Below are 23,039 nucleotides of genomic sequence, written 5' to 3'. Positions count from 1 at the left end.
TAAAATCGTCAATCTAAAATCGTTAATCACAATGGAATAAAAGGAAAACGGTAAAACGAATTACGAATGATGAATTACGATTTATGAATTACGAATGTTAGCCTTCGTAAATCGTCAATCTAAAATCATCAATCTAAAATCGTTAATCACAATGGAATAAAAGGAAAACGGTAAAACGAATTACGAATGATGAATTACGATTTATGAATTACGAATGTTAGCCTTCGTAAATCGTCAATCTAAAATCGTCAATCTAAAATCGTTAATCACAATGGAATAAAAGGAAAACGGTAAAACGAATTACGAATGATGAATTACGATTTATGAATTACGAATATTAGCCTTCGTAAATCATCAATCTAAAATCGTCAATCTAAAATCGTTAATCACAATGGAATAAAAGGAAAACGGTAAAACGAATTACGAATGATGAATTACGATTTATGAATTACGAATGTTAGCCTTCGTAAATCGTCAATCTAAAATCATCAATCTAAAATCGTTAATCACAATGGAATAAAAGGAAAACGGTAAAACGAATTACGAATGATGAATTACGATTTATGAATTACGAATATTAGCCTTCGTAAATCATCAATCTAAAATCGTCAATCTAAAATCGTTAATCACAATGGAATAAAAGGAAAACGGTAAAACGAATTACGAATGATGAATTACGATTTATGAATTACGAATGTTAGCCTTCGTAAATCGTCAATCTAAAATCATCAATCTAAAATCGTTAATCATTATGAAATTTATTAAACACATACCCATATTATTATTAGTACTTACAACAAGTATTGTTTCTGCGCAGGTTAAATTTGAAGCCAAAGCAAGTAAGCAAAAACTAGGCGTTAACGAACGCTTACGTATTGACTTTGAAATGAACAAAGACGGGGATAACTTTAATCCCCCCAGTTTTTCAGATTTCACAGTAGTAGGCGGCCCCAATCAATCGGTAAGCAACTCTTGGATTAATGGTGTGAGAACTTATAAAAAGACCTATAGTTATTTTTTAGCACCAAAAAAACGGGGTAATTTCACTATTAAACAGGCAACCATTACTATTAATGGAGAAACCTATAAAACATTACCCTTAAAAATTGAAGTTACTGCGGCAGTAGACAAACCAAAAGATCCCAATGACGCCAATTATATAGCTTCGGAAAACATTCATTTAGTAGCAGAAGTTTCAAAAACGAACCCCTATTTAAACGAAGCCATTACAGTGGTTTATAAACTCTATGTATCACCTTCCATAGCCGTTGATAATTGGAACGAGATCGATAGTCCAAGATATAATGACTTTTGGAGCCAGAACATAAACACACAAGGGCAAAAAGTTCAAAATGGCACTTATAATGGCAAAGATTATCGTTTTTTAATTTTGCGAAAAGCAGTATTATATCCTCAAAAAACAGGTAAGCTAAATATAGAGCCATTAAGTTTGGATATTGCTTTACGGGTGCCTTCCAATAGACGGGATATTTTTGGAAGCCTTTTAATGACACGCGTTAACAAAAGGGTTTCTGCGGGTAATAAAACAATTAATGTCAAGCCTTTACCAGAGGCAGGTAAGCCAGTAGATTTTGCAGGAGCTGTGGGCGATTTCAAGCTTGATGTCGTAACTTCTAAAAAAGAATTAGATGCCTCTGAATCATTTCAAATAAAAGTAGGTGTTAGTGGTAGCGGGAATTTAAAGCTGTTTAAATTACCAAAAATTTCATTACCAAGTTCTTTAGAGGTTTATGAGCCAGAGCATAAAGAGGAAGTAAAGACAAATCTATCTGGAATGAGAGGTCATATTTCAGACAGTTATACTGTGGTGCCACAATACAAAGGTAAGTATCCAATACCTAGTATTTCTTTTTCATATTTCGATTTAGAAACAGAAAGTTATAAGCGCTTATCATCCGACGAAATTGTAATTGACGTATTAAGTGGCCCTACAAATAATGCCAATGGGATTTCAGATAGAAATACTACAAATAACGCTAAACAACGGGTTGTTTTAAATAACGATCAATTTGCCTTTATAAAAACCAAAACAGATTTTATTAGCACAAAATCAACTTATTTCTTTAAAACAAATTTGTTCTGGAGCTTATTATTATTGCCCTTTTTAGTCATTCCTATAGCGATTATTGTCCGTAAGAGAAAAGCCAGTAGGGATGCCGATGTCTATGGAAATAGAATTAGGAAAGCAGATAAACTGGCAAAGAAATATTTAAGCAATGCTAAAAAATCACTTGGTAAAAAAGAAGCCTTTTATATCGCTTTAGAAAAAGCATTACATAATTATTTAAAAGCAAGATTACATATAGAAACAGGCGATTTAAGTAAGGATAAGATCAATAGTTTACTAAAAGAAAGACAAGTCGCTGATGGGGCAATAAAAGATTTTATTGCCATTGTAGAAAATTGCGAACTAGCAAGATACACACCAATAGATATTGTTACCATGCAAGAAGATTATGATAAGGCAGCAAAAACAATTTCTTTAATAGATAAACAAGCACGTTAACATGAAAAAAGTTTTTTACATCGTATCGTTTTTGTTAAGCTTAACCGCTTTTTCTCAAAATCAGGTATTATTTGAAAAAGCCAATGCGCTGTATAACGAAGGTAAATATGCAGAGGCGATAGATAATTATAATGCTATTTTAGATACAGGGAACCATTCGGCCGATTTGTATTTTAACTTGGCAAATGCACATTATAAATTAAACAATATCGCGCCAAGTGTCTATTTTTATGAAAAGGCATTACAATTGGCTCCTAATGATGATGATATTAAGAACAATTTATCGTTTGCACAGAACATGACCATTGATGCTATAGATGTTATTCCTGAAGCAGGACTATCAAAGCTCTTGAAAAGTATTACCAATACAATGAGTTTTGATAATTGGGCAAAAACAGCTATAGGGTTGGTATTTTGTTTTGTTGTTTTATTTCTCATTTATTATTTCGCTTACTCAACATGGAGAAAACGTTTAACATTTATAGGGAGTATAACATCACTACTTTTATTGTGTCTATCACTCGTATTGGCATTTCATAAATATAATTTAGATAAAAAAGACAATCCAGCTATTGTGTTTGCGCAAGAAAGTAAAGTGAAAAGCGACCCTAACTCCAGAAGCGAAGAGTCTTTTAGATTGCACGAAGGCACTAAAATACAAGTATTGGAATCATATAACGATTGGAAAAAGATTAAGCTTTCGGATGGTAAAATGGGTTGGATTGACTCAAAAGATATAAAATTGTTAAACCATATTTAGGTTTTCTTTAACAAAAAATGACATATATTTGTCTTTCAAAATTTTTAATAGATAGAATGTCTAGAAATATAATTTCTATATGCTTTTCGATAATTTTTATGTTGTTTTTAACAACACCAACTATTACTGCCATATTAGACGATTCTATTGATATCTCTTTCTTCTTTTCTTTATCCGAAGAAGAAGAAAAAGGGGGTAAAAAAAACAAAAATGTAGAGGTTTTGTTCTTTGACCTCCATGTAAACGAATTAGATTTTGCCTCGAACGAAACAGAGAACGACTTAGAGTATTATTTTAAAAAATACCCTAAGCCTCATTTAAACCTTATTTCCCCCCCTCCAGATTACGCATAATTTATAATTTAAATTTTTGTTGGCTTTAAAAGCCTTTTTGTCAAGTTAATCACTCTTTGGTTTTTACCAAGGAGTAAAGTTTATTTATAATTATGTTTAAAACTATTAAAAATGACTTACCGGCGAGTATAGTCGTATTTTTTGTTGCATTACCATTATGTTTAGGTATTGCACTAGCAAGTGGAGCGCCATTATTTTCGGGGCTAATTGCAGGTATCGTTGGAGGTACTATTGTAGGGATGTTAAGTGGTTCTAAAATTGGGGTTAGTGGCCCCGCAGCTGGTTTAGCAGCTATCGTTTTGGCCGCCATAGGAACATTGGGAGGCTACGAAAACTTTTTAGTAGCTGTCGTGTTGGGAGGTGTTATTCAATTATTGTTTGGAGTTTTAAGAGCTGGTATTATTGGATATTATTTTCCATCATCAGTCATCAAAGGCATGTTAACAGGTATAGGGATCATTATTATTTTAAAACAGATACCTCACTTTTTTGGTTATGATTCCAATCCAGAAGGTGATTTATTTTTCTTTGAAGTAGATAGCAAAGGAACTTTTTCAGAATTAATGCAAACTGTTAACCATATAAAATTAGGCTCGGCGTTAATAGGCTTAATAGGACTGGGTATTTTAATACTTTGGGATAAAGTCCTATCTAAAAAAGGTAAAATATTTCAATTGATACAAGGACCACTTGTAGCTGTTGTCGTTGGAATTATTTTCTTCGCCTTAACACAATCTCATAAGGTTTTAGGAATTTCACCATCACATTTGGTAAAAGTTCCTGTTCCCGAAAGCGCATCATCTTTTTTTAGTCAATTTAGTTTCCCTAATTTTGGAGCTATTATGAATCCAGATGTTTGGCTTGTTGCCTTTACAATTGCCTTAGTAGCAAGCTTAGAAACTTTATTGTGTGTCGAGGCAACAGACAAATTAGATCCTCATAAAAATGTAACCCCAACAAATAGAGAGTTATTGGCCCAAGGAACCGGTAATATTATTTCAGGGATGATAGGAGGTTTACCAATAACGCAAGTGATTGTAAGAAGCTCGGCAAATATTCAATCGGGAGGTGTGTCAAAACTGTCTGCAATTATTCATGGTTTTCTCTTAATAATTTCGGTAATTTTAATTCCGAGACTATTGAACATGATTCCGCTATCTGTTTTAGCGGCTATCCTGTTAATTGTTGGTTATAAGCTGGCCAAACCTTCATTATTTAAAAAAATGTACGATTTAGGATGGAAGCAGTCTATTCCATTTACGGTAACTGTTTTGGGTATTGTATTTATAGATCTTTTAATCGGTCTGGCACTAGGTTTAATTGTAGGCATTGTTGTTATTTTGATAAAGAGTTACCAAAACTCGCATTTTCTACATAAAGAAGAAGGAGAGAACGGTGATAGAAAAATAAAAATGACATTAGCCGAAGAAGTGACTTTCTTTAATAAAGGAGCTATTTTAAAAGAATTAGATAGAATTCCAGATAATTCATTTTTAGAATTGGATGTTAGAAAGACAAGATATTTAGATAATGATATCATTGAGATTCTCGATGATTTTGCTTTTAAAGCAAAAGAAAGAAACATTGATATCAAGTTAGTTTCCGAACGGGGAACCGTTGAAAACCCTCCCAGTTACATTGAGTTCTTTAAATTAAGACCCAAATCAGCATAATTAAGTAATTAAAAATATAAAAATGAAAGCACATACAAGAGAAACACAGGCAACAATGACCCCTCAGAAGGCATTGCAATATTTAAAAGAAGGAAACACGAGATTTTTAGGTAATTTAAAAGCAAACAGAAACTTACTGGAACAGGTAAATGATACGAGTGAAGGGCAATTTCCGTTTGCAACTATTTTAAGTTGTATAGATTCCAGGGTATCGGCCGAATTGGTTTTCGATCAAGGTTTAGGAGATATTTTTAGTGTAAGAATAGCAGGAAACTTTGTAAATGAAGACATTTTAGGAAGCATGGAATTTGCTTGTAAATTGGCTGGAACCAAAATCATAGTTGTATTGGGCCATACCAGTTGTGGTGCTATAAAAGGCGCTTGCGACAATGCTAAAATGGGTAATTTAACAAAACTTATTGAAAAAATCACACCGGCAGTAAACGCGGTTTCAGAACCTACAGATGACAGTTTAAGAAATTCAAGGAATTTGGAATTTGTAGATAATGTTTCAAAGAAAAATGTGGAATTGACCATTGAAAGAATCATGAAAGAAAGCGATATTTTAGCAGATATGAAGAATAGTAGTGAGATTATGATTGTTGGTGCTATGTACGATATCCATTCAGGTGCCGTGACATTCTATGAGTAATACTTTATAGATGGAAAAGAAAAGTATGAAAGAAAAAATAAGTGTGGCAGCATTAATGTTAATATTAATGCTGCCTTTACTTATGCAAAGTCAAGATAGTCATTTTGGTAATTGGTTAATATACATAGGCAATAAAAAGCTTAACCAAAAATGGAATATCCATAACGAAGTTCAATACAGAAATTATGATGCCATTGGAGATTTGGAACAGTTGCTTTTAAGAACGGGGCTGGGCTATACGTTTAATGAAAACAAGAATAATGTACTATTAGGATATGGATACATCCTTTCTGAAAACTATATAGGTAATACAGACGATAAGGTTTCTGTGAACGAACATAGAATTTTTCAGCAGTTTACATCAAAACAAAATGTAGGCCGTGTAAAATTAAATCACCGTTATAGATTTGAACAACGTTTTGTTGAAGACGATTTTAAATTACGTTTTCGTTATTTTTTAGGGATAAACATCCCTTTTTGCAATGAAGAAAACCAAAACAGTCCATATTATTTTTCTGCATACAATGAAATATTTTTAAATACCAGAACGTCTATTTTCGATAGAAATAGACTTTATGCAGGCGTTGGCTATAATATTAATAAGAGCATAAGGTTAGAGGCAGGTTATATGAATCAGTTTTTTGAAACCAGCAGTAGAGACCAATTTAACATTATCACATTTGTCACTTTTTAGATGTTATAAAAGGTCTAAAAAGTGTCATATTTTGCCATTCAGGTCAAAGTGAGCTTGTTTGTCGATAGGTAGGGAGTTTTATATTTCCGAAAATCAATGCATTATGATTCTTAAGGGGTTCTTTATTATATTTAAAATAAATATTTTAACACAGCTTTTTTATAAATTTTGAGTTAAATTAGAAACCATAAAAGATATAATATGAAGACTCTATTTTCAAATATTAAAGGAGATGCCTTCGGAGGCATTACTGCGGGAATCGTAGCATTACCATTAGCATTGGCCTTTGGCGTATCGTCAGGTTTGGGTCCTAGTGCTGGACTGTATGGAGCTATTTTTATTAGCTTTTTTGCTGCTCTTTTTGGTGGTACCAGTACTCAAATATCTGGACCAACAGCACCAATGACTGCTGTGAGCATGGTAATAATTGCAGGTATTATTGCTACTAATGACGGTGATGTCGATAAAGCTTTACCTGCTATACTTCTTGTGTTTTTGTTAGCAGGTTTCATGCAAATAGGCCTCGGAGTTTTAGGCTTGGGAAAATATATAAGGTATATTCCTTATCCCGTAGTATCGGGCTTTATGACGGCTATTGGCGTTATTATTATAATAACGCAAATTTTACCTTCTTTAGGATACTATCCCAAAGAAGATGCAGAATTTGTAAACCAGTTTAAGCCACAGGCGGAAGAGGTGATTCTTGAAAATATTTTAAAAGAAGAAGCAGGTGAGGGGATATTGGTCCTTGAAAATTTTAAAGAAACTATTGATAGAGCAGAGGATATTTCCCAAGATCAGATTTTAAATGAATCGCAGACCTTAGCGGCCAAAGAGGCATCGGGGACTGTAGGAGCATTAAAAGTATTACCAAGAGCATTACAAAACATAAATTGGTTAGAATTAATATTAGCTCTGGGAACTATTTTTATTATTTATGGTTTTAAGCGTATTACAAAAGCAGTACCAAGCACATTGGTTTCTTTAGTTGTTATGTCTGGTATTGCCGTTGGTTTTGGTTTAGATTATAGACCTATTGAAAGCATCCCCGATGGATTGCCTCAATTACGATTGGATATTTTTACAGGGTTTGAATTGGGTTCGGTGACACCTTATTTCTTTACGGCCCTTACCTTGGCCCTTTTGGGGGCGATCGATTCTTTGTTAACCAGTGTGGTGGCAGATAATATGACAAAAACAAAGCATAAGCCCAATAAAGAATTAGTAGGTCAAGGCATTGGTAATAGTATAGCAGCTCTTTTTGGAGGTATTCCAGGAGCAGGAGCTACCATTCGTACTGTTGTAAATATTAATTCAGGAGGGAAAACCAAATTATCAGGTATGATAGCAGGTGTGTTATTATTGATAATATTATTAGGCCTTAGTGGTATAGCATCAAAAATTCCAGCAGCCGTTTTAGCGGGTATTTTAGTAACCGTTGGGATTGGTGTTATGGATTATAGAGGTTTAAAGGCCATCCCTAGTTTACCGAAAGATGTTAATATGGGGCCATTTAAATTAAGTTCAGAAGTGTTGATTATGCTTGTCGTACTTATTTTATCAACCTTTTGGGACTTAATCTTTGCTGTTGGCATTGGGCTTGTAATTGCCTCATTGTCATTTATGAAAAAAATTGGAGACCTAACGGCAGAGCGCTCGGATGTGAAACCACTTAAAGAAGAAGTCTGGTCAGATGAAGTCAGTTTTCCAAATAATTTAAAAGAAGAGGTCTTTATAAAGCACCTTAAAGGACCACTTTTTTTTGGATCAACGAGCGATTTTCAGCAACTTACCGCCCAAATCCCCGATACTGCTAAAACAGTAGTTATAAGGTTAGGACGTATGCAGTATATGGATCAATCTGGGCTATATGCTATGGAAGATATGTTACAGGAATTAAATAAAAAAAACGTGGAGGTGCTGTTTGTAGGTCTATTAAGGCAGCCAAAATATATGATGGAACGCATTGATATCATTCCTGATTTAATTCCAAGAGAGCATATATTTAAACGCTTTGACCAATGTATGGCTTGGATTAAAGCAAATAAGAGCTAATCCTGCATCATGTGCAGAACTTATTTGAGTATCTAGGGTTTGCTTTGGGTTTAATACCAATTATGAATTAAAATACGCAATTCAAACTCATTCATTAATTCGTTTTATCACTTTGCTCATCATTTCCATAGCTTAGGCTATGCAAATAACACGCAGCAGGCAAAAACAAATAAGCAATGTCGTTTTCAGTAGCTCATTTTAATTCATAATTGGTATAATCCCTTTTATCATTGATTATAAAAGAGACTCAAAAAGCAGTATAAACTAAAAGCTATCTCCTCGAGCGTTATCGACATATAAAATTATTAAAGGTCCCTAGCGAAGCTTAACGAGCGGTTTTTAAATAAAACCATTTCTAACTTAAATTTACTCAATAAAACAGCATCTAAGTCAATAATCTACTACTTTTCTTTTGAGTAAATTTAAATCAGAACTGGTATAAGCTCAAATTTCAATAGGACTAAGTTTCGATTGTGCTCGAGGAGTTATGCTTTTAATTTTGAAATCTCTTACCGCCCACCATTAAAATGCGGTGACATCTGCATTTGGCTGATAAACATAATTAAATGTATAATACGGAGTTGCATGAATGGAAATATCAGGATTTGCAGGGGCATTTTCATAATAGCTTAAAATTTCAACCTTGGCATATTTTCCATCCCTTGTTTTAAACACTAGTATTTTTCCAGGAATGGGAGTAATTAAATGTGTTGGTGGCCCCGAGTAGGTATACCATCCATTTCCGCTTCCGGTGGTAATGGCATACCCTGTATTAGAATCTTGTACAAATAAAGAGGTGTCAACATCTGTAATAGATGCCATGGTTCCACTAGCAATATAAACAGCAGCTTGGCCTGTTCTATTAGGCTCATCTGTTGTTTCTAAAGATGCCCCACCGTTTACAATAATAGAAGTGCCCCTAAAAGCAATATCCCAATCGGTTTCATGTGTTGTTGCCACACCCGTTGCAAAATTAAACTTTGTAAAAACTCCTGATGCAGGTTGTCCCTGCCCGCCAGATTGAGGTGCATGTAAATTTGAAATGGTTTTGGAGGTTATTTCTAATAAAGGTTTAGAATCGTCACTACTACAAGAAGCAAGTCCTATAAATAATGTTACTAATGTTAAAAATTTGATTGTTTTCATAGTGTTTATATTAAAAGTGAATGTTAAGTTTTCCATATATAATGCGACCAGCTATATTGCTGATATTTTGTGTGTCCGTAAAATTCAAAAGGTTATCAATTCCAAAACCTAAACCATAGTTTTTATAAAAGGTCTTATTTATAGCAAAATCAATAATAGAATACCCATTAACAAAATCATCATACTTATCTAAATAAGTGTTTCCGTTAGTATCCAACATTCCATATTCACTTCGGTAAGTCCCTCTAATATTAGTATCTAAATGCCATTTAGGAATTTTATAGAAGACCTTTAAGTTTGCCATATGTCTGGATCGATTGTACAACCCGAAATAGTCCTGTTTTTTTAGTTGAAAAGTAGGTGTGTTTGGACGCTCTCTGGCAAAAACATTTCCATTTTCAAAGGCTTTTTCTGCATCAGTATCTTTTGCAAATAAAAGTTGGTAACCCCCAGATATTTTAAACCTATTTGTGGGACGCCAAGCAGTATTAAACTCTAAACCTTGTGTATATACTTTATTGACGTTGTAGTAACTAAATACATTTTGGCCATTGGTTTTATTGGCAATAACTCTAGTATCAATAAGGTCGTTAATCTTATTTCTGAAAAAATTAAGACCAAATTTTAATCTAGAGGATAAGTTATAATCAATTCCTAGATTAATACCGATAGAATTTTCGGGATTTAGTGTGCCTTCAAAATCAGAAATAGGAATCGTCATATTTGCTATTTGTCCTTGAGATTGTAATACAGGTATTGCTGTTGTAACCGTATTATACCCTAAAACTGTATAACCAACGGTTGTATTTGAGAAATCGAAATATAATTGTCTAAAATCCGGAGCTTTAAAACCATAACCAATAGAACTTTTTAAAGACAGCTTATCATTTAACTTATAGCGAATAGCGGCTTTTGGACTAAGTTGGGATTTGTATTTGTTATGGTTATCAAAACGAGCACCTAAAATAATATTAAGTCTTTTAGTAGGCGTACCATCATATTGAAGATACAGGTAGGGTGAATTAAATACGGGTTTTAAGGAAAAATATGTTCTGTTTAAAGATTCATGATTAAAGCCTAGCCCCCCGATAAAAGCATTTTTATCATTTGGGTTATATGTGGCTCGAATTTCGGGACGAATTAATAATTGGTTGTAATAACTATCGCTAAACCGGGTACCATCCTCATTATCTAAATAATCTTTTGCTTTATATTGAGTGGTATAAAATTCAAAATAACTACGCCATTTTTTATTGTAAGTATGACTCAACTTTAAATGGGTATTCCATTCATTTATATCACTTTCCCCTTTCAATTCTGAGGAAGCTACATAATCTTGATTCTGATTATAATATTTGTTTGAAATAAAAAGCTTAGTAGCCCCAGAAAAGTCATAAGTAATCTTTGCATTTAACGTGTAATTGCCAAAAGGATCAACGGTTTTTAAATCATCACTCTTGTTTAAATCATAGCCATCACTAGAATACCTGTTAAAAAAAGCGCTCATGCCTAATTTTTGTTTTTTATAATGAATGGTCGAACTTAAATCATGATTGCCAAAGGATCCCAATCTATAGTTTACATGGCCTTTAAAGCCCTTTTTAATGGTTTCGGTAATAATATTTATAACACCTCCTAAGGCATCACTTCCGTAAAGGCTTGAAGAGGCGCCTTTAACAATTTCAATTTGTTTTATGTTACCAACCGTAATTCTACCAAGGTCTAAAGTACCGGCAGAACGGCCAATAAGGGGCACACCATCTATAAGGATTAATGTATATTGAGAATCTAAACCTTGTAGCTGTATCCCTTCTCCGCCTCCAAAATCGGGCACAGTAATTAATCCAGTTTGTTCATTCAAAATATCGTTTAAACGAATAGTATTGGATTGCTTAATATCTTCTTTAGAGATTATTTGGGCAGGAAGGGGCAAAGATGATAATTGCCTAATGGTTCGTGTTGCCGTAACTATAATGTCATCTAAATGTTCTGTTTTTGTAGAATCCTTTGTAATGACATGAGTCTCTTGAGAAAACGAATAACTCACAAAAAAAAGAGAAAAATAAATATAAAAATATTTTTTATTTAGAATCATTCTTAATTATTTTGTTGCAAATATATAAGTTATTTTAATTTAGTCTAAATAAGAATAAATATTTTTTAGCTTTTTTTTGATAAGTAACGTCAATTTATTGAAAATGAAACTATTGTGATTTAATCTGTCATTGACTTTAACATTTTTCACTCGAAAAGAGTTCCTCGAGGTTCTGTTTAGGTCGGTAAGGCAAGGTTCATTTTAAAATTTTTTATTGTTGGAAATATTTTGAAGAAAAAATAAAAACCAAAACGCACTTAAACAGGTGTTTCCTGTATAACAACAACATAATTTTAACTATGGAAGATATAAATACCATTTACTACAATAATTTCGGAATAGCTTTTCATTGGAAAAGGTGTGCTGTTAAGGACTTTAAGAAGGTTCAATTAATCTTTAGAGACACAGGCTTGTTACTAACGCCCAATGAATTGGTGGAATTCTCTAAAAATATAGATTGGTCTTTAAATAATAACTGCTCATGTGTAGATTGTATGGAATATAAAGCCCGTAGATCTTTATTGGTCGAAGCTCCAAATCCGCAAATAACTTTTGCAATGAGCTATACAGAGATAAAGGAAATACAAGATTTGGTAAAAGGCACGTTGTTTCAAATGGGATTAAACAAACTACTTAACGATCATATGATTAAGTAGTTTTATATATCATCCTTTGTAGCATCATCGTCTTCCTCTGTAGTTAAAACACTTGGAAGGATCATTGGTACTAAAGATTTTACTGGTTTGTAGAAGGCAGAGGTTTCCAGATCCTCTTCATCAGCAAATGGAATGGCACGATTCATTTTATCGAAAATAATTAAAATCACACTTAAGATCAAGGCCATTTTAAGGCCACCAAAAAGACCGCCAAGGAGCTTATTTAAAATACCAAGAGCTGCGAAATTTGCTAATTTGGTTAATGCCTTTCCAGCGAGTGCAATCGCTAAAACGATGATTACAAAGGTTATAGCAAAAGCAGCTATATTAACAGTTCTTTCATTCCAGTCTACTTTGCTTTCTAAAAACCCACCCACAAAATTGCTAAAATGTATCGCTCCATAAACACCGGCAATTAAAGCAACTAAAGAGGCAACTTCAACAAAAAGCCCTTTCATAAAACCGCGAATAAGGCCGAATAAAATTAAAGCCCCTAAAACAATGTCTATAATTCCCATAGTTAATCTAAAAATTCTCCGACCTTTGGCGTCGGGGTTTCCTATCCACCTCTCCTTTGGAGAGGTCAGAATTGCCTTTTTTGGCAATTCTGGGTGAGGTTAAATACAAAATTTCGATTTTTGACCTAAAAATCAAAATAAAACTTGCGAAACCTGTGCTGAGCCTTTCGAATTCCTGCCCGTCCGGCAGGCGGGCGCTCAAGATAAACTAAAGTCGAAGCATACCCCCTATGGCTTGCCTCGGGGATAGTCGGCTTCAAGAAATTTTTTATTTAGAATTTAAACAAAGATAAAATAATAGTCCCATTTAGGTTTATTAACTTTGCAACTTTGCATTTATTATGTCTAGAGATGAACAATTAAAAGAACGGTGGCAATTGGTAGTAAAAAAACTATCCAATCAATTTGCAGATGGTGAAACCTTAGACCTCGATGCCATTATTTATTTAATTGGGGTGCAAGAGTTGGGGCAGTTGGATAGAAGCTTCAAAAAAGATCAGAAGTTAGACCTTATGCACATTGCTATCTGTAAACTGCTTACCCCATATGGGTATTATGAACTCGATTTTGTAGATAATGAGGGGTGGCCACATTATAAAACACTTGAAGCCCTTCCCCATTTAAAAGCTGGTGAGCAAAGTGTTTTAATGAAAGAAGCCATTGTTAACTATTTTTTAGAAACCGAATATATTAATTAGTTTCTCATCGTTAATTTTTACAAAAAGTAAACAGGATAAGTTTATGCTGGTCGAAGATGAAGGGCGAAATCCTTAATACAAATCCCGATAAATTGATTAAATTTGCATTCATTTTTGAAATGACGCCATGATAGATAAAATAAAAGAACTCATTGCTGAAGCTGAAACCTTTAAAACACAATCTAAAGAAGAGGTAGAAGCATTTCGTATAAAATATTTAGGTAAAAAAGGGTTGCTGAATGACTTTTTTGCTGAGTTTAAAAATGTAGCTAACGATCAGAAAAAGGAATTTGGTCAAACGATCAATAAACTTAAAAAGACAGCCGAAGATAAGGTAAATGCTTTAAAGGAAGAGCTAGAAAGCAAAGAAGATGCAAAAGGTATTTATGGCGATTTATCACGTCCAGGAGCCCCCATCCAAATTGGATCGCGTCATCCTATTTCGATTGTAAAAAATGAAATTATTGATATCTTTTCCCGTATAGGCTTTAATGTTAGTGAGGGACCGGAAATAGAAGATGATTGGCATAATTTTACAGCCTTGAACTTACCAGAGTATCATCCCGCACGTGATATGCAGGACACCTTTTTTATTCAAACGAACCCAGATATCCTGTTGCGTACGCACACCAGCTCTGTACAGGTACGTTATATGGAAAATAATAAACCGCCAATTCGTACTATTTCGCCAGGCAGGGTTTATAGAAATGAAGCCATTTCGGCGCGATCACACTGCTTTTTCCATCAAGTAGAAGGATTATATATTGATAAAGATGTGAGTTTTGCAGATTTAAAACAAACCCTTCAGCACTTTACTACCGAAATGTTCGGAAAATCTAAAATACGTTTGCGCCCATCGTACTTTCCATTTACAGAGCCAAGTGCAGAAGTAGACGTGTACTGGGGCTTGGAAACAGAAATCGATTACCGAATTACAAAAGGAACGGGTTGGTTAGAAATTATGGGCTGTGGAATGGTAGATCCCAATGTTCTTGAAAACTGTGGTATAGACTCAAAAGAATATTCTGGTTTTGCTTTTGGTATGGGTATAGATAGAATAGCCATGCTATTGCACCAGATAGGTGATATTCGGTTGTTAAGTGAGAACGATGTTAGGTTTTTAGAGCAGTTTAAGAGTGCTTTGTAGCGTTTACCTCTATTTCATTACTTCAATAAAAACTGGTAAATGATCGGATAACCATAGGTTGTTTTTTCTACGATCGTCAATGTTCCTATAATTCTCAACCACTAAATTTTTGGTGAAAATGTAATCTATTCTTTTTTCTGGTATAAAATCGATATCAAACGTATTAAAAGTCCCAACGGGGCCATATATAGGGTGTTTTGTTATTTCAAAGCTGTCTTCCAGTACTGTTTTTAAACTTTGAATGGCTTTTTCTTTTGGGGTACTATTTAGGTCTCCCATGACAATGACCATCCTTTTTTCAAGGTCTTTTTGTCGTATTAGGGATACAATTAATTCTGATGATTTTTGTTGAGCCATTTTTCCAATATGATCATAATGGCAGTTAAAAACGTGCAACGTATCGTTCGTCTTTAAGTTTCTAAATACACCATAAGTAGTAATACGTTCCATAGAAGCATCCCAACCCACAGAAACCTTATTAGGTGTGCTGGAAAGCCAATATGTTTTCGTGTTTATGAGCTCAAATTTATCCGAATTGTAAAAGATAGCAGCGTATTCACCTTTTTCTTTGCCGTCATCCCTCCCAACTCCGGTGTAAGAATAATTAGGCAGGTTATTATAGAGGTCATTTACCTGATCGTTTAGACCTTCTTGTATTCCCAAAATATCTGGATGATAATACTTTATCATGCCCGCAACCTCTTCTTTTCTGTTTTTCCACCAATTTACATTATCATTAGGATTGTTGAACCTAATATTATAAGTCATTATGGAAGTCTGTCCATAAAAATTAAAACTTAACAATAAAAGCACTATTAGCTTTATGTCTTTTACTTTTTTACCTATGGTCTTCAATTTAGAAATGTTTAATGTTTTAACGAAGTTAATCAGTTTTTAAATAAAACGTATAATGGATCGGATTTTTTAATACTGAACTCATTTTAAACTACCCAGTCAAGCTGAGCACATGTTTTTGGATTGAAGTGAAAAAGCTTAAACACTTCACTATAAAAGCGTATTTTTGCAGCGGTTTATATGTAGAAGTGATTTAAAATTAGAGAAATAAAACACTTTTTAATGAAAAAAGACATTGAAATACCAAAAGTTAAAGATGTTTACGTCGCTGTTGTAAATGAATATAATGACATTTACAAGACACAGGACTGGAATGCCTATATAATAAACGATAAGGATGTTGATTTGGATATGGTTCTTATTGTTACCAGTGGTTATTCTAAAGATAAACAAACATCCGTATTTAGAAAAAAGCTGGATAAGCTTCCAAAGAAAAGTTATGCAAAAATAGAATTGATGCAAGAGGCATTGTTTGCCTTAAACAATACTTTTAAAGTGACCTTTTTTGAAGGCAATACCATGTTCGATAAAACCTATTTGTTTAGAAAGAATACGATTAATCTAAAAGCTTTGCAAACGGTTCCTTTAATGGATGCAATGGGCGTATTGGTGAAATAAACCTTTCCGTCTTTAATTCTTTTTTAAGAAACAAATCTAAAGGAGTTTGATTTAATATTTGTTGATTTTCAATTAGTTATTCTGAAAACACCCCTAAAGTCCCCTCAAGGGGATAATTTTACCGAGTGAAATTCCTCCCTTGAGGGAGGATTAAGGAGGGTGTCTTAAAAATGCAATCATTATTATAAACCCAACGATTTGCGATGAAATTAAATGACCTAAGCTAAATCGAGTTAATTAATCTGATGACAGACAGATCTCAAGCTTTTACAGGCTAGAAATTCATATTCATGTTGAGTCCAATCTATAATATACAGTACTTATAGTTCAATCAAGATAAAATGTCATCCGAAGATATTTTTTTAAATCATAAACAATTATGGTCTTATTTGTTGTTTTTCAACTGTCTAAGCTGTAAAAATTTTTATAATAATTTAGCTATAGATTCGCATGAATTTGTGCCATTCGTGTCCAATATTATTGTTCAATATTTATGTGCACACGCTAGCTCCAAAAAAGGAAAGAATGTTAACGAATAATTAATCCAGCTTCTCAGTTAATTTTTTAAACACTTTTTTTGGGTTTTTACCTTCATATAAAACCTGGTAAACGGCATTAATAATTGGGAGCTGTGTTTTTTTTGCGTTTTTCTGATTAAGTAAATGGGCACTTTTTGTAGCATAATACCCTTCGGCTACCATACTCATTTCCATTTGGGCCGATTTTACCGTGTAACCTTTGCCGATCATGTTTCCAAACATACGATTTCTGGAAAAAACCGAATAACCGGTTACTAATAAATCTCCCAGATAAGCAGAGTTGTTAATGTTACGCTTCATTTTATGCATTTTTTTAATAAAACGCTTCATTTCCCTAATAGAGTTGCTCATCAGTACACTTTGAAAATTATCCCCATAGCCCAAACCATGTGCTATTCCAGCAGCAATAGCATAAATATTCTTAAGCATAACAGCATATTCTACACCTATAATATCATCACTAATTTTAGTTTTTATGTAATCACTGGATAGTTTTTTAGCTATCATTTTTGCTTTTTCGGCATCCGAACATGATATGGTTAGGTACGATAAACGTTCTAAAGCGACTTCTTCGGCATGACAAGGTCCCGCTATAACAGCAATATTATCATAAGGAATTTTGTGAAACTCATGAAAATGCTCACCAACCAAAAGCCCGGACTCGGGCATAATACCTTTTACTGCAGAAACAATGATCTTGTTAGAAATATCAATATTTAGTTTTTCTAACTCGTCATGGATAAAAGCAGAAGGAATTACAAAAAATAAAACATCTGCATAAGTAGCAATTTCATTAATATCATTACTAATTTTTAGCTGTTCTAAATGAAACTCAACCGAGCTTAAATAATTAGGGTTGTGCTGTTCTTTTAGTAAATGCTCTTTGGTATACACACTTCTCATATACCAACCAACTTCATTTAAATTTTCACAAAGCATTTTCACAATAGCAGTTGCCCAACTTCCTGCTCCAAACACGGCGTATTTTAGGGGTTTATCCATAGATAACAAATCATTCATATTTCAAAAATACATAAAATAATAATCATTGCTAAGTCGAGAAAAGATTAAGAAATTGTTTTTTGGCACGCGTTTTGAAAACACTAAGATATAACCCCTAAAAACGTTTGATTATGAGGATAGTAAAATTACTACTTGGCTTTACTTTAACAGCAACATTGTTCACAGCATGTTATACAGAAGTAAATATTGAGGACGAACCAACAACAATATCTATAAATCAGCTATTGAGCTCGTATGAGATATGGTATGTGGATATTAATAGCACCGTAGGGTTTGGAGAAACGCCTTTTTTACAAAAAGCGTTTACCATATCTTTTAGAAATGGGGTGATGTATGCAAACAACAATATAGTTGGATTAGGCGATAATGGAGGCGGGTTTGGCATTGATGTTGGTGTATATGATGCATATGACATGATTTTAGATGTTTCTCATGATATTGATGGGTTTGAAACTTTTGATGTTTTTCAAATAAACAGTAATACTATTGAGCTTTACAACCCTAACAATGATACCTCTTATTTTCTAGAAGGTTACCAACGCAGTAATTTTGATTACGATTTTGTTTTCTATGATAATATTCATTATTTCTTACAAGAATATGAGGCTTGGGAAAAAACTTATACAAGTGCGTTTGGAGCTATAAATGAATTTGATAATGAAAATTATTTACAGTTTTTAGCTGGTGGAAACGACTCGACATTTAAAAGTTCGCAAGATGAAAGCGGGACAAATACAAATAATCTTATATGGGATTATACAGGAATATATGGTGTTGGAAATGTTAACGGAAATGAGTATTTGAAAATTTTAACATTAGATTATGATTTCTTCAACAATGAATACTTCGAATTGAGCGTTATAAACGACAGAAAGATAGAATTGTTTCACCCATCATCTGAAACAGTTTATGAGTTTGAGGGTAGAGGGTATATACAATATCTGAAAAATGGAGACACAAAAGGAAAAATAAAAGCTTCGATCGATAAGAAGCGTAAGTATAGAAAAGATAAAGTAGAAAACCCGAGAGAAAGCACTAGGGTTAAACAATAAAGTGAGATCACTTTATGTTAAGATACTGAAACAAGTTCAGCACAGGCAAGTTCAGCACATGAAGCGGGATAGGTTTCACTAAAATTTTGGTTGGTTATTTAGTTTGGAAACCGTTTAAAGAATTGTTCTTTAAGCGGTTTCTTTTTTCTCAATCAAAAATAATGCTTCGGCTTGCTTGCAAAGGCAGGTTTTCCATTGAACCTGTTGGCAGACAGGATGGTCACGGAACAAGAACAAAAGTTGTGTTTAGGCAAAGGTTTTGGCCCATCTGAAAAGAAACCCCGCCGTTGACCTATCTTGGTTTAACCCTCCTAAATTTCGACCTTGTCGAAATTATCCTCCCTTTTCAAAACTACTGTGAGTACACAAAAAAAGCACAAAAAAAAGATTGGACACGAATGGCACAAATTTTCACAAATTATTCAGGCTATTGACAGATTTCAAGCCTATATAGACTAGGGATTCATATTCATGCAGAGTCCAATCAATAACATAAAGCATTGGAATCGTGTGAATTTGTGCCATTCGTGTCTTTTTTATAGATGTGTACTCATGGTAGTTCTGCTGAAGTGGGGATGAATTTTTCGACGCCAGGAGGAAAAGAAAGGGCGTTTGACAAATTAAACATGTAAAGAACACTCAAAAAAACAAACCCTCCGTCTGTATGTTACCACATACAGCCACCTCCCTTTTTAGCCAAAAAGGGAGGGACCCGTCTCGGACAAGCCTTTGGCACAAAGTAGATACTAATTAACTTGGTGTGATTATTTGTGGGTACACCGTAGTTAAATTTAAGAGGAGATGAATTTCAATTTTAAGCTTAAAATTGGAAGAAAGAGGTGTTTTTTGTGGTTCTCTCTCGAATATCTAGGTTATCTAAATTTATCTTGAAGCGACTATTATACACTTGAACTTGGTTCGTTATATATGATCTCACATCGCACACAACTTTTGGGATTGATCCATGGTCACCCCTACTAAAGTAGCAAACAACGTTTGCCGAAAGGAGGGCATCTAAATAATAGCATTTCGGTTGATTTTTGGGTTAAAAAGAAACAGCTAAATACTTCTATGGCTTACCTCAAGGGGAGGGACAAGAAATATCTTTATTTAAAAAACATAAAAATGTGACTTTATAATTTTTTGAGTGTCTAAAAATCATAACCCAAAAAAAGGATATTAAAAATTATGGGATTTTTTTCATTTATTAAAAATGCAGGTGCTACCGTATTAGGGATTGATATAACAGAGGTGGAAGATGCAGAAGAGAGGGCGGCAGCAGAACTTAAATTAGAAAAAGCGGTTGCAAAAAAACTTAAAGAAACCATTATAGATTTACATTTGCAAGTAGAAAATTTAAATATTTTTATTGATGAAGATATTGCTATGGTTAAAGGGTTAGCTTACGATCAGGCTACTAAAGAAAAAGTAGTTTTAATTATTGGGAACTCTAAAGGAATAGCCATTGTTGATGATCAAATGACGGTAGAGTGTGCAGGACCTGAAGCACAGTTTCATACCGTGATTAATGGAAATACTTTAGGAAAAATAGCAAAAGAATTTTATGGTGATGCAACGAAATACCCAGTTATTTTCGAGGCTAACAAACCCATGTTAACAGATCCGGATACTATTTATCCAGGGCAATTGTTACGGATTCCAATTCTGGATTAGTACCTTATCCATTTCTTATTTAAAGACAGATTTTTTGTATGGGATTTTACCATATAATTTTTAAGATTATTTGTAAAAATTCATCTCGTCCAAATATTCCCAAACAAATTCCGGAAGCATTGGTTTTATGTTTTTACCCACTTTTATGGAATTACGTATAAATGTTGAGGATAATTCCATAATAGGCCCATCGATATGATGTATTTTTTTATGGCCATTAAATAGCGTTTCTATCTTATTTTTAGAAATACGAGGGTATACATAGATATGGTGGTTCTCAAGAATTAACTCGTAGTTTCTCCATTTATGAAAACTCTTTAGGTTGTCTTCGCCCATGATTAAAGAAAATGCATGGTCTGGATGTTTTTCTTGCAAATAAGCAAGCGTATTTATGGTATAATTGGGTTGTGGCAAGTTAAACTCTATATCGCATGGTTGAAGCTTAGTGTAATCTTTAGTAGCACGATATACCATTTCTAAACGTTGATAATTATCCAGTAAACTACTCTTTTTTTTGAATGGATTATGAGGGGTGACTACAAACCAAACTTGGTCTAAATCACTATATTCAGCTAAATGATTGGCAATAACCAAATGGCCAATGTGAATAGGGTTAAAAGAACCAAAATACAGCCCAACTTTCATTCTAATGCTTTTAAGAGTTTAGAAAATCACTAACTAGTTTATGCGCATTTTCAAGTGCTTTATCTAAATTGTCATTGACAACGATCACATCGAATAAAGGTGCTGTTGCCAGTTCTGCCGAGGCCTTTGCAACCCGCATATTTATTTTGTCTTCACTTTCTGTTTTGCGCTTTTTTAATCTAATTTTTAACTCGTCAATACTTGGCGGCTTTACAAAAATAGCTAAAGTTTCCTCCGGGAATTTTCGTTTTATACGCAAACCACCAGATACGTCAATATCAAAAATAACATGCTTGCCCATGGCCCAAATACGTTCCACTTCTGTTTTTAAAGTACCATAAAAATTATCGCGATATACTTCTTCCCATTCTAAAAATTCATCATTTTTAATTTTGGCTTTAAATTCTTTGGCCGATAAAAAATAGTAATCTTTTGCATCTATTTCCTCACCTCGTTTTTCTCGGGAAGTTGCCGATATAGAAAATTCTAAATTCAAATCTTCTATACCTAACAAGTGTTTTACAATAGTTGTTTTTCCAGAACCGGAAGGTGCGGAAAATACGATGAGCTTACCTTTTTCTATATTCTTATTTTGATTGACCAAGAGGCGTGTTATTTAATAATTTAGATCTCGACTTTAGTTTATCTTGAGCATTATTGAGAAACAAAATATATTTTGTTTTGAAAGTAGCAAACAAGGTTTGCCGAAAGACCAGACCCGATTATAGTTTTACAATACGTTTAATAATTGTTCCTTAATTTTTTCCAGTTCGTCTTTCATTTGCACCACTAACTGTTGCATAGGCGCATGATTACTTTTAGAGCCAATGGTATTTATTTCCCTTCCCATTTCTTGACTAATAAACCCAAGTTTTTTTCCGTTGGAGTCTTTAGAATTTATACATTCTGTAAAGTAATTTAAGTGGTTTTTTAAACGCACTTTTTCTTCGGTAATATCAAACTTTTCGATATAATACACCAGCTCTTGCTCAAAGCGGTTTTCATCATATTTCTCTTTTAGGTCCTCAAGACCTTTAAGTAACCGTTCGCGAACACCTTCAACACGTTCAGGATCCATGGCAATAACCTGTTCAAGGATGTTCTCAATCGTGATGACCCGTTTATTAAAATCCGCTTCAAGCACTTTGCCTTCATCTAGCCTATGGTCGATTAGGTCATTTATGGCAGTGTTGATTTGTGCTTCTACAGCATTCCATTCGTTATCATCAATTTCTTCACGAACTGTATTTAAAGCATCTGGAAAACGAACTGCCATTTTAAGAAGTTCTATGGCATCACCATCAACAACATTTTTTAACTGTTCTATATATTGTTTAACAACTGGGGTGTTTATTTGTGTAGATGTATCTTCTGCAGTAGCTTCAACATAAATAGAAAAATCGACTTTCCCCCGTACTAGTTTAGCAGCAAGAAGTTTTCGAATAACTAGTTCCTTTTCTCTATAAATAGAAGGCATCCTTGCATTTAAATCTAAATTTTTACTGTTAAGAGATTTGAGCTCTATGGTTATCTTTTTTGTGGGCAATTGCAATACAGATTTTCCATAACCTGTCATTGAATATATCATAATGCATGTATTAAGTTTCGCAAAGGTAATTAAAACCTAAAGGATAGGAAATAGATTAATTTTTAAAAGAG

Annotated in this window: 21 protein-coding genes; 13 read left to right on the top strand and 8 right to left on the bottom strand. The window is 33.6% G+C overall.

Annotated elements, in window-relative coordinates; genetic code table 11:
• Positions 1 to 751 precede the first annotated feature (751 nt).
• The 7 genes from PQO00_RS02035 to PQO00_RS02005 all read left to right on the top strand — a co-directional run bounded on the left by PQO00_RS02035 (position 752) and on the right by PQO00_RS02005 (position 8,714).
• Positions 752 to 2,527, top strand: coding sequence for a BatD family protein (locus PQO00_RS02035; protein ID WP_274183150.1), 1,776 nt, complete (start codon positions 752 to 754; stop codon positions 2,525 to 2,527).
• 1 nt (position 2,528) lies between these two features.
• Positions 2,529 to 3,287, top strand: coding sequence for an SH3 domain-containing protein (locus tag PQO00_RS02030; protein ID WP_274183149.1), 759 nt, complete (start codon positions 2,529 to 2,531; stop codon positions 3,285 to 3,287).
• A gap of 56 nt (positions 3,288 to 3,343) precedes the next feature.
• Positions 3,344 to 3,640, top strand: coding sequence for a hypothetical protein (locus tag PQO00_RS02025; RefSeq protein WP_274183148.1), 297 nt, complete (start codon positions 3,344 to 3,346; stop codon positions 3,638 to 3,640).
• Positions 3,641 to 3,732: 92 nt separating this feature from the next.
• Complete coding sequence (locus tag PQO00_RS02020; RefSeq protein WP_274183147.1) at positions 3,733 to 5,313, top strand: SulP family inorganic anion transporter; 1,581 nt, start codon at positions 3,733 to 3,735, stop codon at positions 5,311 to 5,313.
• Between the two features lie 22 nt (positions 5,314 to 5,335).
• Complete coding sequence (locus PQO00_RS02015; RefSeq protein WP_274183146.1) at positions 5,336 to 5,965, top strand: carbonic anhydrase family protein; 630 nt, start codon at positions 5,336 to 5,338, stop codon at positions 5,963 to 5,965.
• Positions 5,966 to 5,990: 25 nt separating this feature from the next.
• Complete coding sequence (locus tag PQO00_RS02010) at positions 5,991 to 6,659, top strand: DUF2490 domain-containing protein (protein ID WP_274183145.1); 669 nt, start codon at positions 5,991 to 5,993, stop codon at positions 6,657 to 6,659.
• A gap of 201 nt (positions 6,660 to 6,860) precedes the next feature.
• A complete protein-coding gene (locus PQO00_RS02005) occupies positions 6,861 to 8,714 on the top strand; it encodes a SulP family inorganic anion transporter (RefSeq protein WP_274183144.1) in 1,854 nt (617 codons plus the stop codon).
• A gap of 522 nt (positions 8,715 to 9,236) precedes the next feature.
• On the opposite strand, the gene PQO00_RS02000 is transcribed toward PQO00_RS02005, so the two are convergent.
• Together PQO00_RS02000 and PQO00_RS01995 are read right to left on the bottom strand one after the other, a co-directional pair.
• A complete protein-coding gene (locus tag PQO00_RS02000) occupies positions 9,237 to 9,860 on the bottom strand; it encodes an HmuY family protein (RefSeq protein WP_274183143.1) in 624 nt (207 codons plus the stop codon).
• 10 nt (positions 9,861 to 9,870) lie between these two features.
• Positions 9,871 to 11,955 carry a TonB-dependent siderophore receptor gene (locus PQO00_RS01995; RefSeq protein WP_274183142.1) on the bottom strand — a complete coding sequence of 695 codons (2,085 nt, stop codon included), beginning with the start codon at positions 11,953 to 11,955 and terminating at the stop codon, positions 9,871 to 9,873.
• Positions 11,956 to 12,254: 299 nt separating this feature from the next.
• Here PQO00_RS01995 and PQO00_RS01990 point away from each other — a divergent pair, with 299 nt between their 5' ends.
• Complete coding sequence (locus tag PQO00_RS01990; RefSeq protein ID WP_274183141.1) at positions 12,255 to 12,611, top strand: hypothetical protein; 357 nt, start codon at positions 12,255 to 12,257, stop codon at positions 12,609 to 12,611.
• A gap of 2 nt (positions 12,612 to 12,613) precedes the next feature.
• Here PQO00_RS01990 and PQO00_RS01985 read toward each other — a convergent pair whose 3' ends face one another.
• Positions 12,614 to 13,129, bottom strand: coding sequence for a CvpA family protein (locus PQO00_RS01985; protein WP_274183140.1), 516 nt, complete (start codon positions 13,127 to 13,129; stop codon positions 12,614 to 12,616).
• Positions 13,130 to 13,470: 341 nt separating this feature from the next.
• Between PQO00_RS01985 and PQO00_RS01980 the strand changes: the two genes are divergently transcribed.
• Positions 13,471 to 13,827 (top strand): hypothetical protein, encoded by a 357-nt coding sequence (locus PQO00_RS01980; protein WP_274183139.1) that lies wholly within the window; start codon positions 13,471 to 13,473, stop codon positions 13,825 to 13,827.
• A 127-nt stretch (positions 13,828 to 13,954) separates the two neighbouring features.
• Positions 13,955 to 14,974 carry a phenylalanine--tRNA ligase subunit alpha gene (gene pheS, locus PQO00_RS01975; protein ID WP_274183138.1) on the top strand — a complete coding sequence of 340 codons (1,020 nt, stop codon included), beginning with the start codon at positions 13,955 to 13,957 and terminating at the stop codon, positions 14,972 to 14,974.
• 9 nt (positions 14,975 to 14,983) lie between these two features.
• Here pheS and PQO00_RS01970 read toward each other — a convergent pair whose 3' ends face one another.
• Positions 14,984 to 15,829: an endonuclease/exonuclease/phosphatase family protein gene (locus PQO00_RS01970; RefSeq protein WP_274183137.1), complete on the bottom strand. Its 846-nt coding sequence runs from the start codon at positions 15,827 to 15,829 to the stop codon at positions 14,984 to 14,986.
• Positions 15,830 to 16,051: 222 nt separating this feature from the next.
• Between PQO00_RS01970 and PQO00_RS01965 the strand changes: the two genes are divergently transcribed.
• The gene (locus tag PQO00_RS01965) at positions 16,052 to 16,447 is read left to right on the top strand and encodes a hypothetical protein (protein ID WP_274183136.1); all 396 of its coding nucleotides are present in this window, start codon (positions 16,052 to 16,054) and stop codon (positions 16,445 to 16,447) included.
• A gap of 539 nt (positions 16,448 to 16,986) precedes the next feature.
• Here PQO00_RS01965 and PQO00_RS01960 read toward each other — a convergent pair.
• On the bottom strand, positions 16,987 to 17,988 hold the full coding sequence (locus tag PQO00_RS01960) for an NAD(P)H-dependent glycerol-3-phosphate dehydrogenase (protein ID WP_274183210.1): 1,002 nt from the start codon (positions 17,986 to 17,988) through the stop codon (positions 16,987 to 16,989).
• Positions 17,989 to 18,119: 131 nt separating this feature from the next.
• Between PQO00_RS01960 and PQO00_RS01955 the strand changes: the two genes are divergently transcribed.
• Positions 18,120 to 19,061: a nicotinic acid mononucleotide adenyltransferase gene (locus PQO00_RS01955; protein WP_274183135.1), complete on the top strand. Its 942-nt coding sequence runs from the start codon at positions 18,120 to 18,122 to the stop codon at positions 19,059 to 19,061.
• Positions 19,062 to 20,249: 1,188 nt separating this feature from the next.
• Positions 20,250 to 20,735, top strand: coding sequence for a peptidoglycan-binding protein LysM (lysM, locus tag PQO00_RS01950; protein WP_274183134.1), 486 nt, complete (start codon positions 20,250 to 20,252; stop codon positions 20,733 to 20,735).
• 66 nt (positions 20,736 to 20,801) lie between these two features.
• Here lysM and nadD read toward each other — a convergent pair whose 3' ends face one another.
• The 3 genes from nadD to PQO00_RS01935 form a co-directional block, all read right to left on the bottom strand.
• The gene (nadD, locus tag PQO00_RS01945) at positions 20,802 to 21,380 is read right to left on the bottom strand and encodes a nicotinate (nicotinamide) nucleotide adenylyltransferase (RefSeq protein ID WP_274183133.1); all 579 of its coding nucleotides are present in this window, start codon (positions 21,378 to 21,380) and stop codon (positions 20,802 to 20,804) included.
• A gap of 10 nt (positions 21,381 to 21,390) precedes the next feature.
• A complete protein-coding gene (gene gmk / locus PQO00_RS01940; protein ID WP_274183209.1) occupies positions 21,391 to 21,963 on the bottom strand; it encodes a guanylate kinase in 573 nt (190 codons plus the stop codon).
• Between the two features lie 147 nt (positions 21,964 to 22,110).
• Complete coding sequence (locus tag PQO00_RS01935; protein WP_274183132.1) at positions 22,111 to 22,968, bottom strand: YicC/YloC family endoribonuclease; 858 nt, start codon at positions 22,966 to 22,968, stop codon at positions 22,111 to 22,113.
• Positions 22,969 to 23,039 lie beyond the last annotated feature (71 nt).

Origin of the sequence: Flavivirga sp. 57AJ16, from assembly GCF_028736925.1 — a bacterium.
Lineage (GTDB): Bacteria > Bacteroidota > Bacteroidia > Flavobacteriales > Flavobacteriaceae > Flavivirga.
This window is presented reverse-complemented; position numbering and strand designations above follow the sequence as displayed.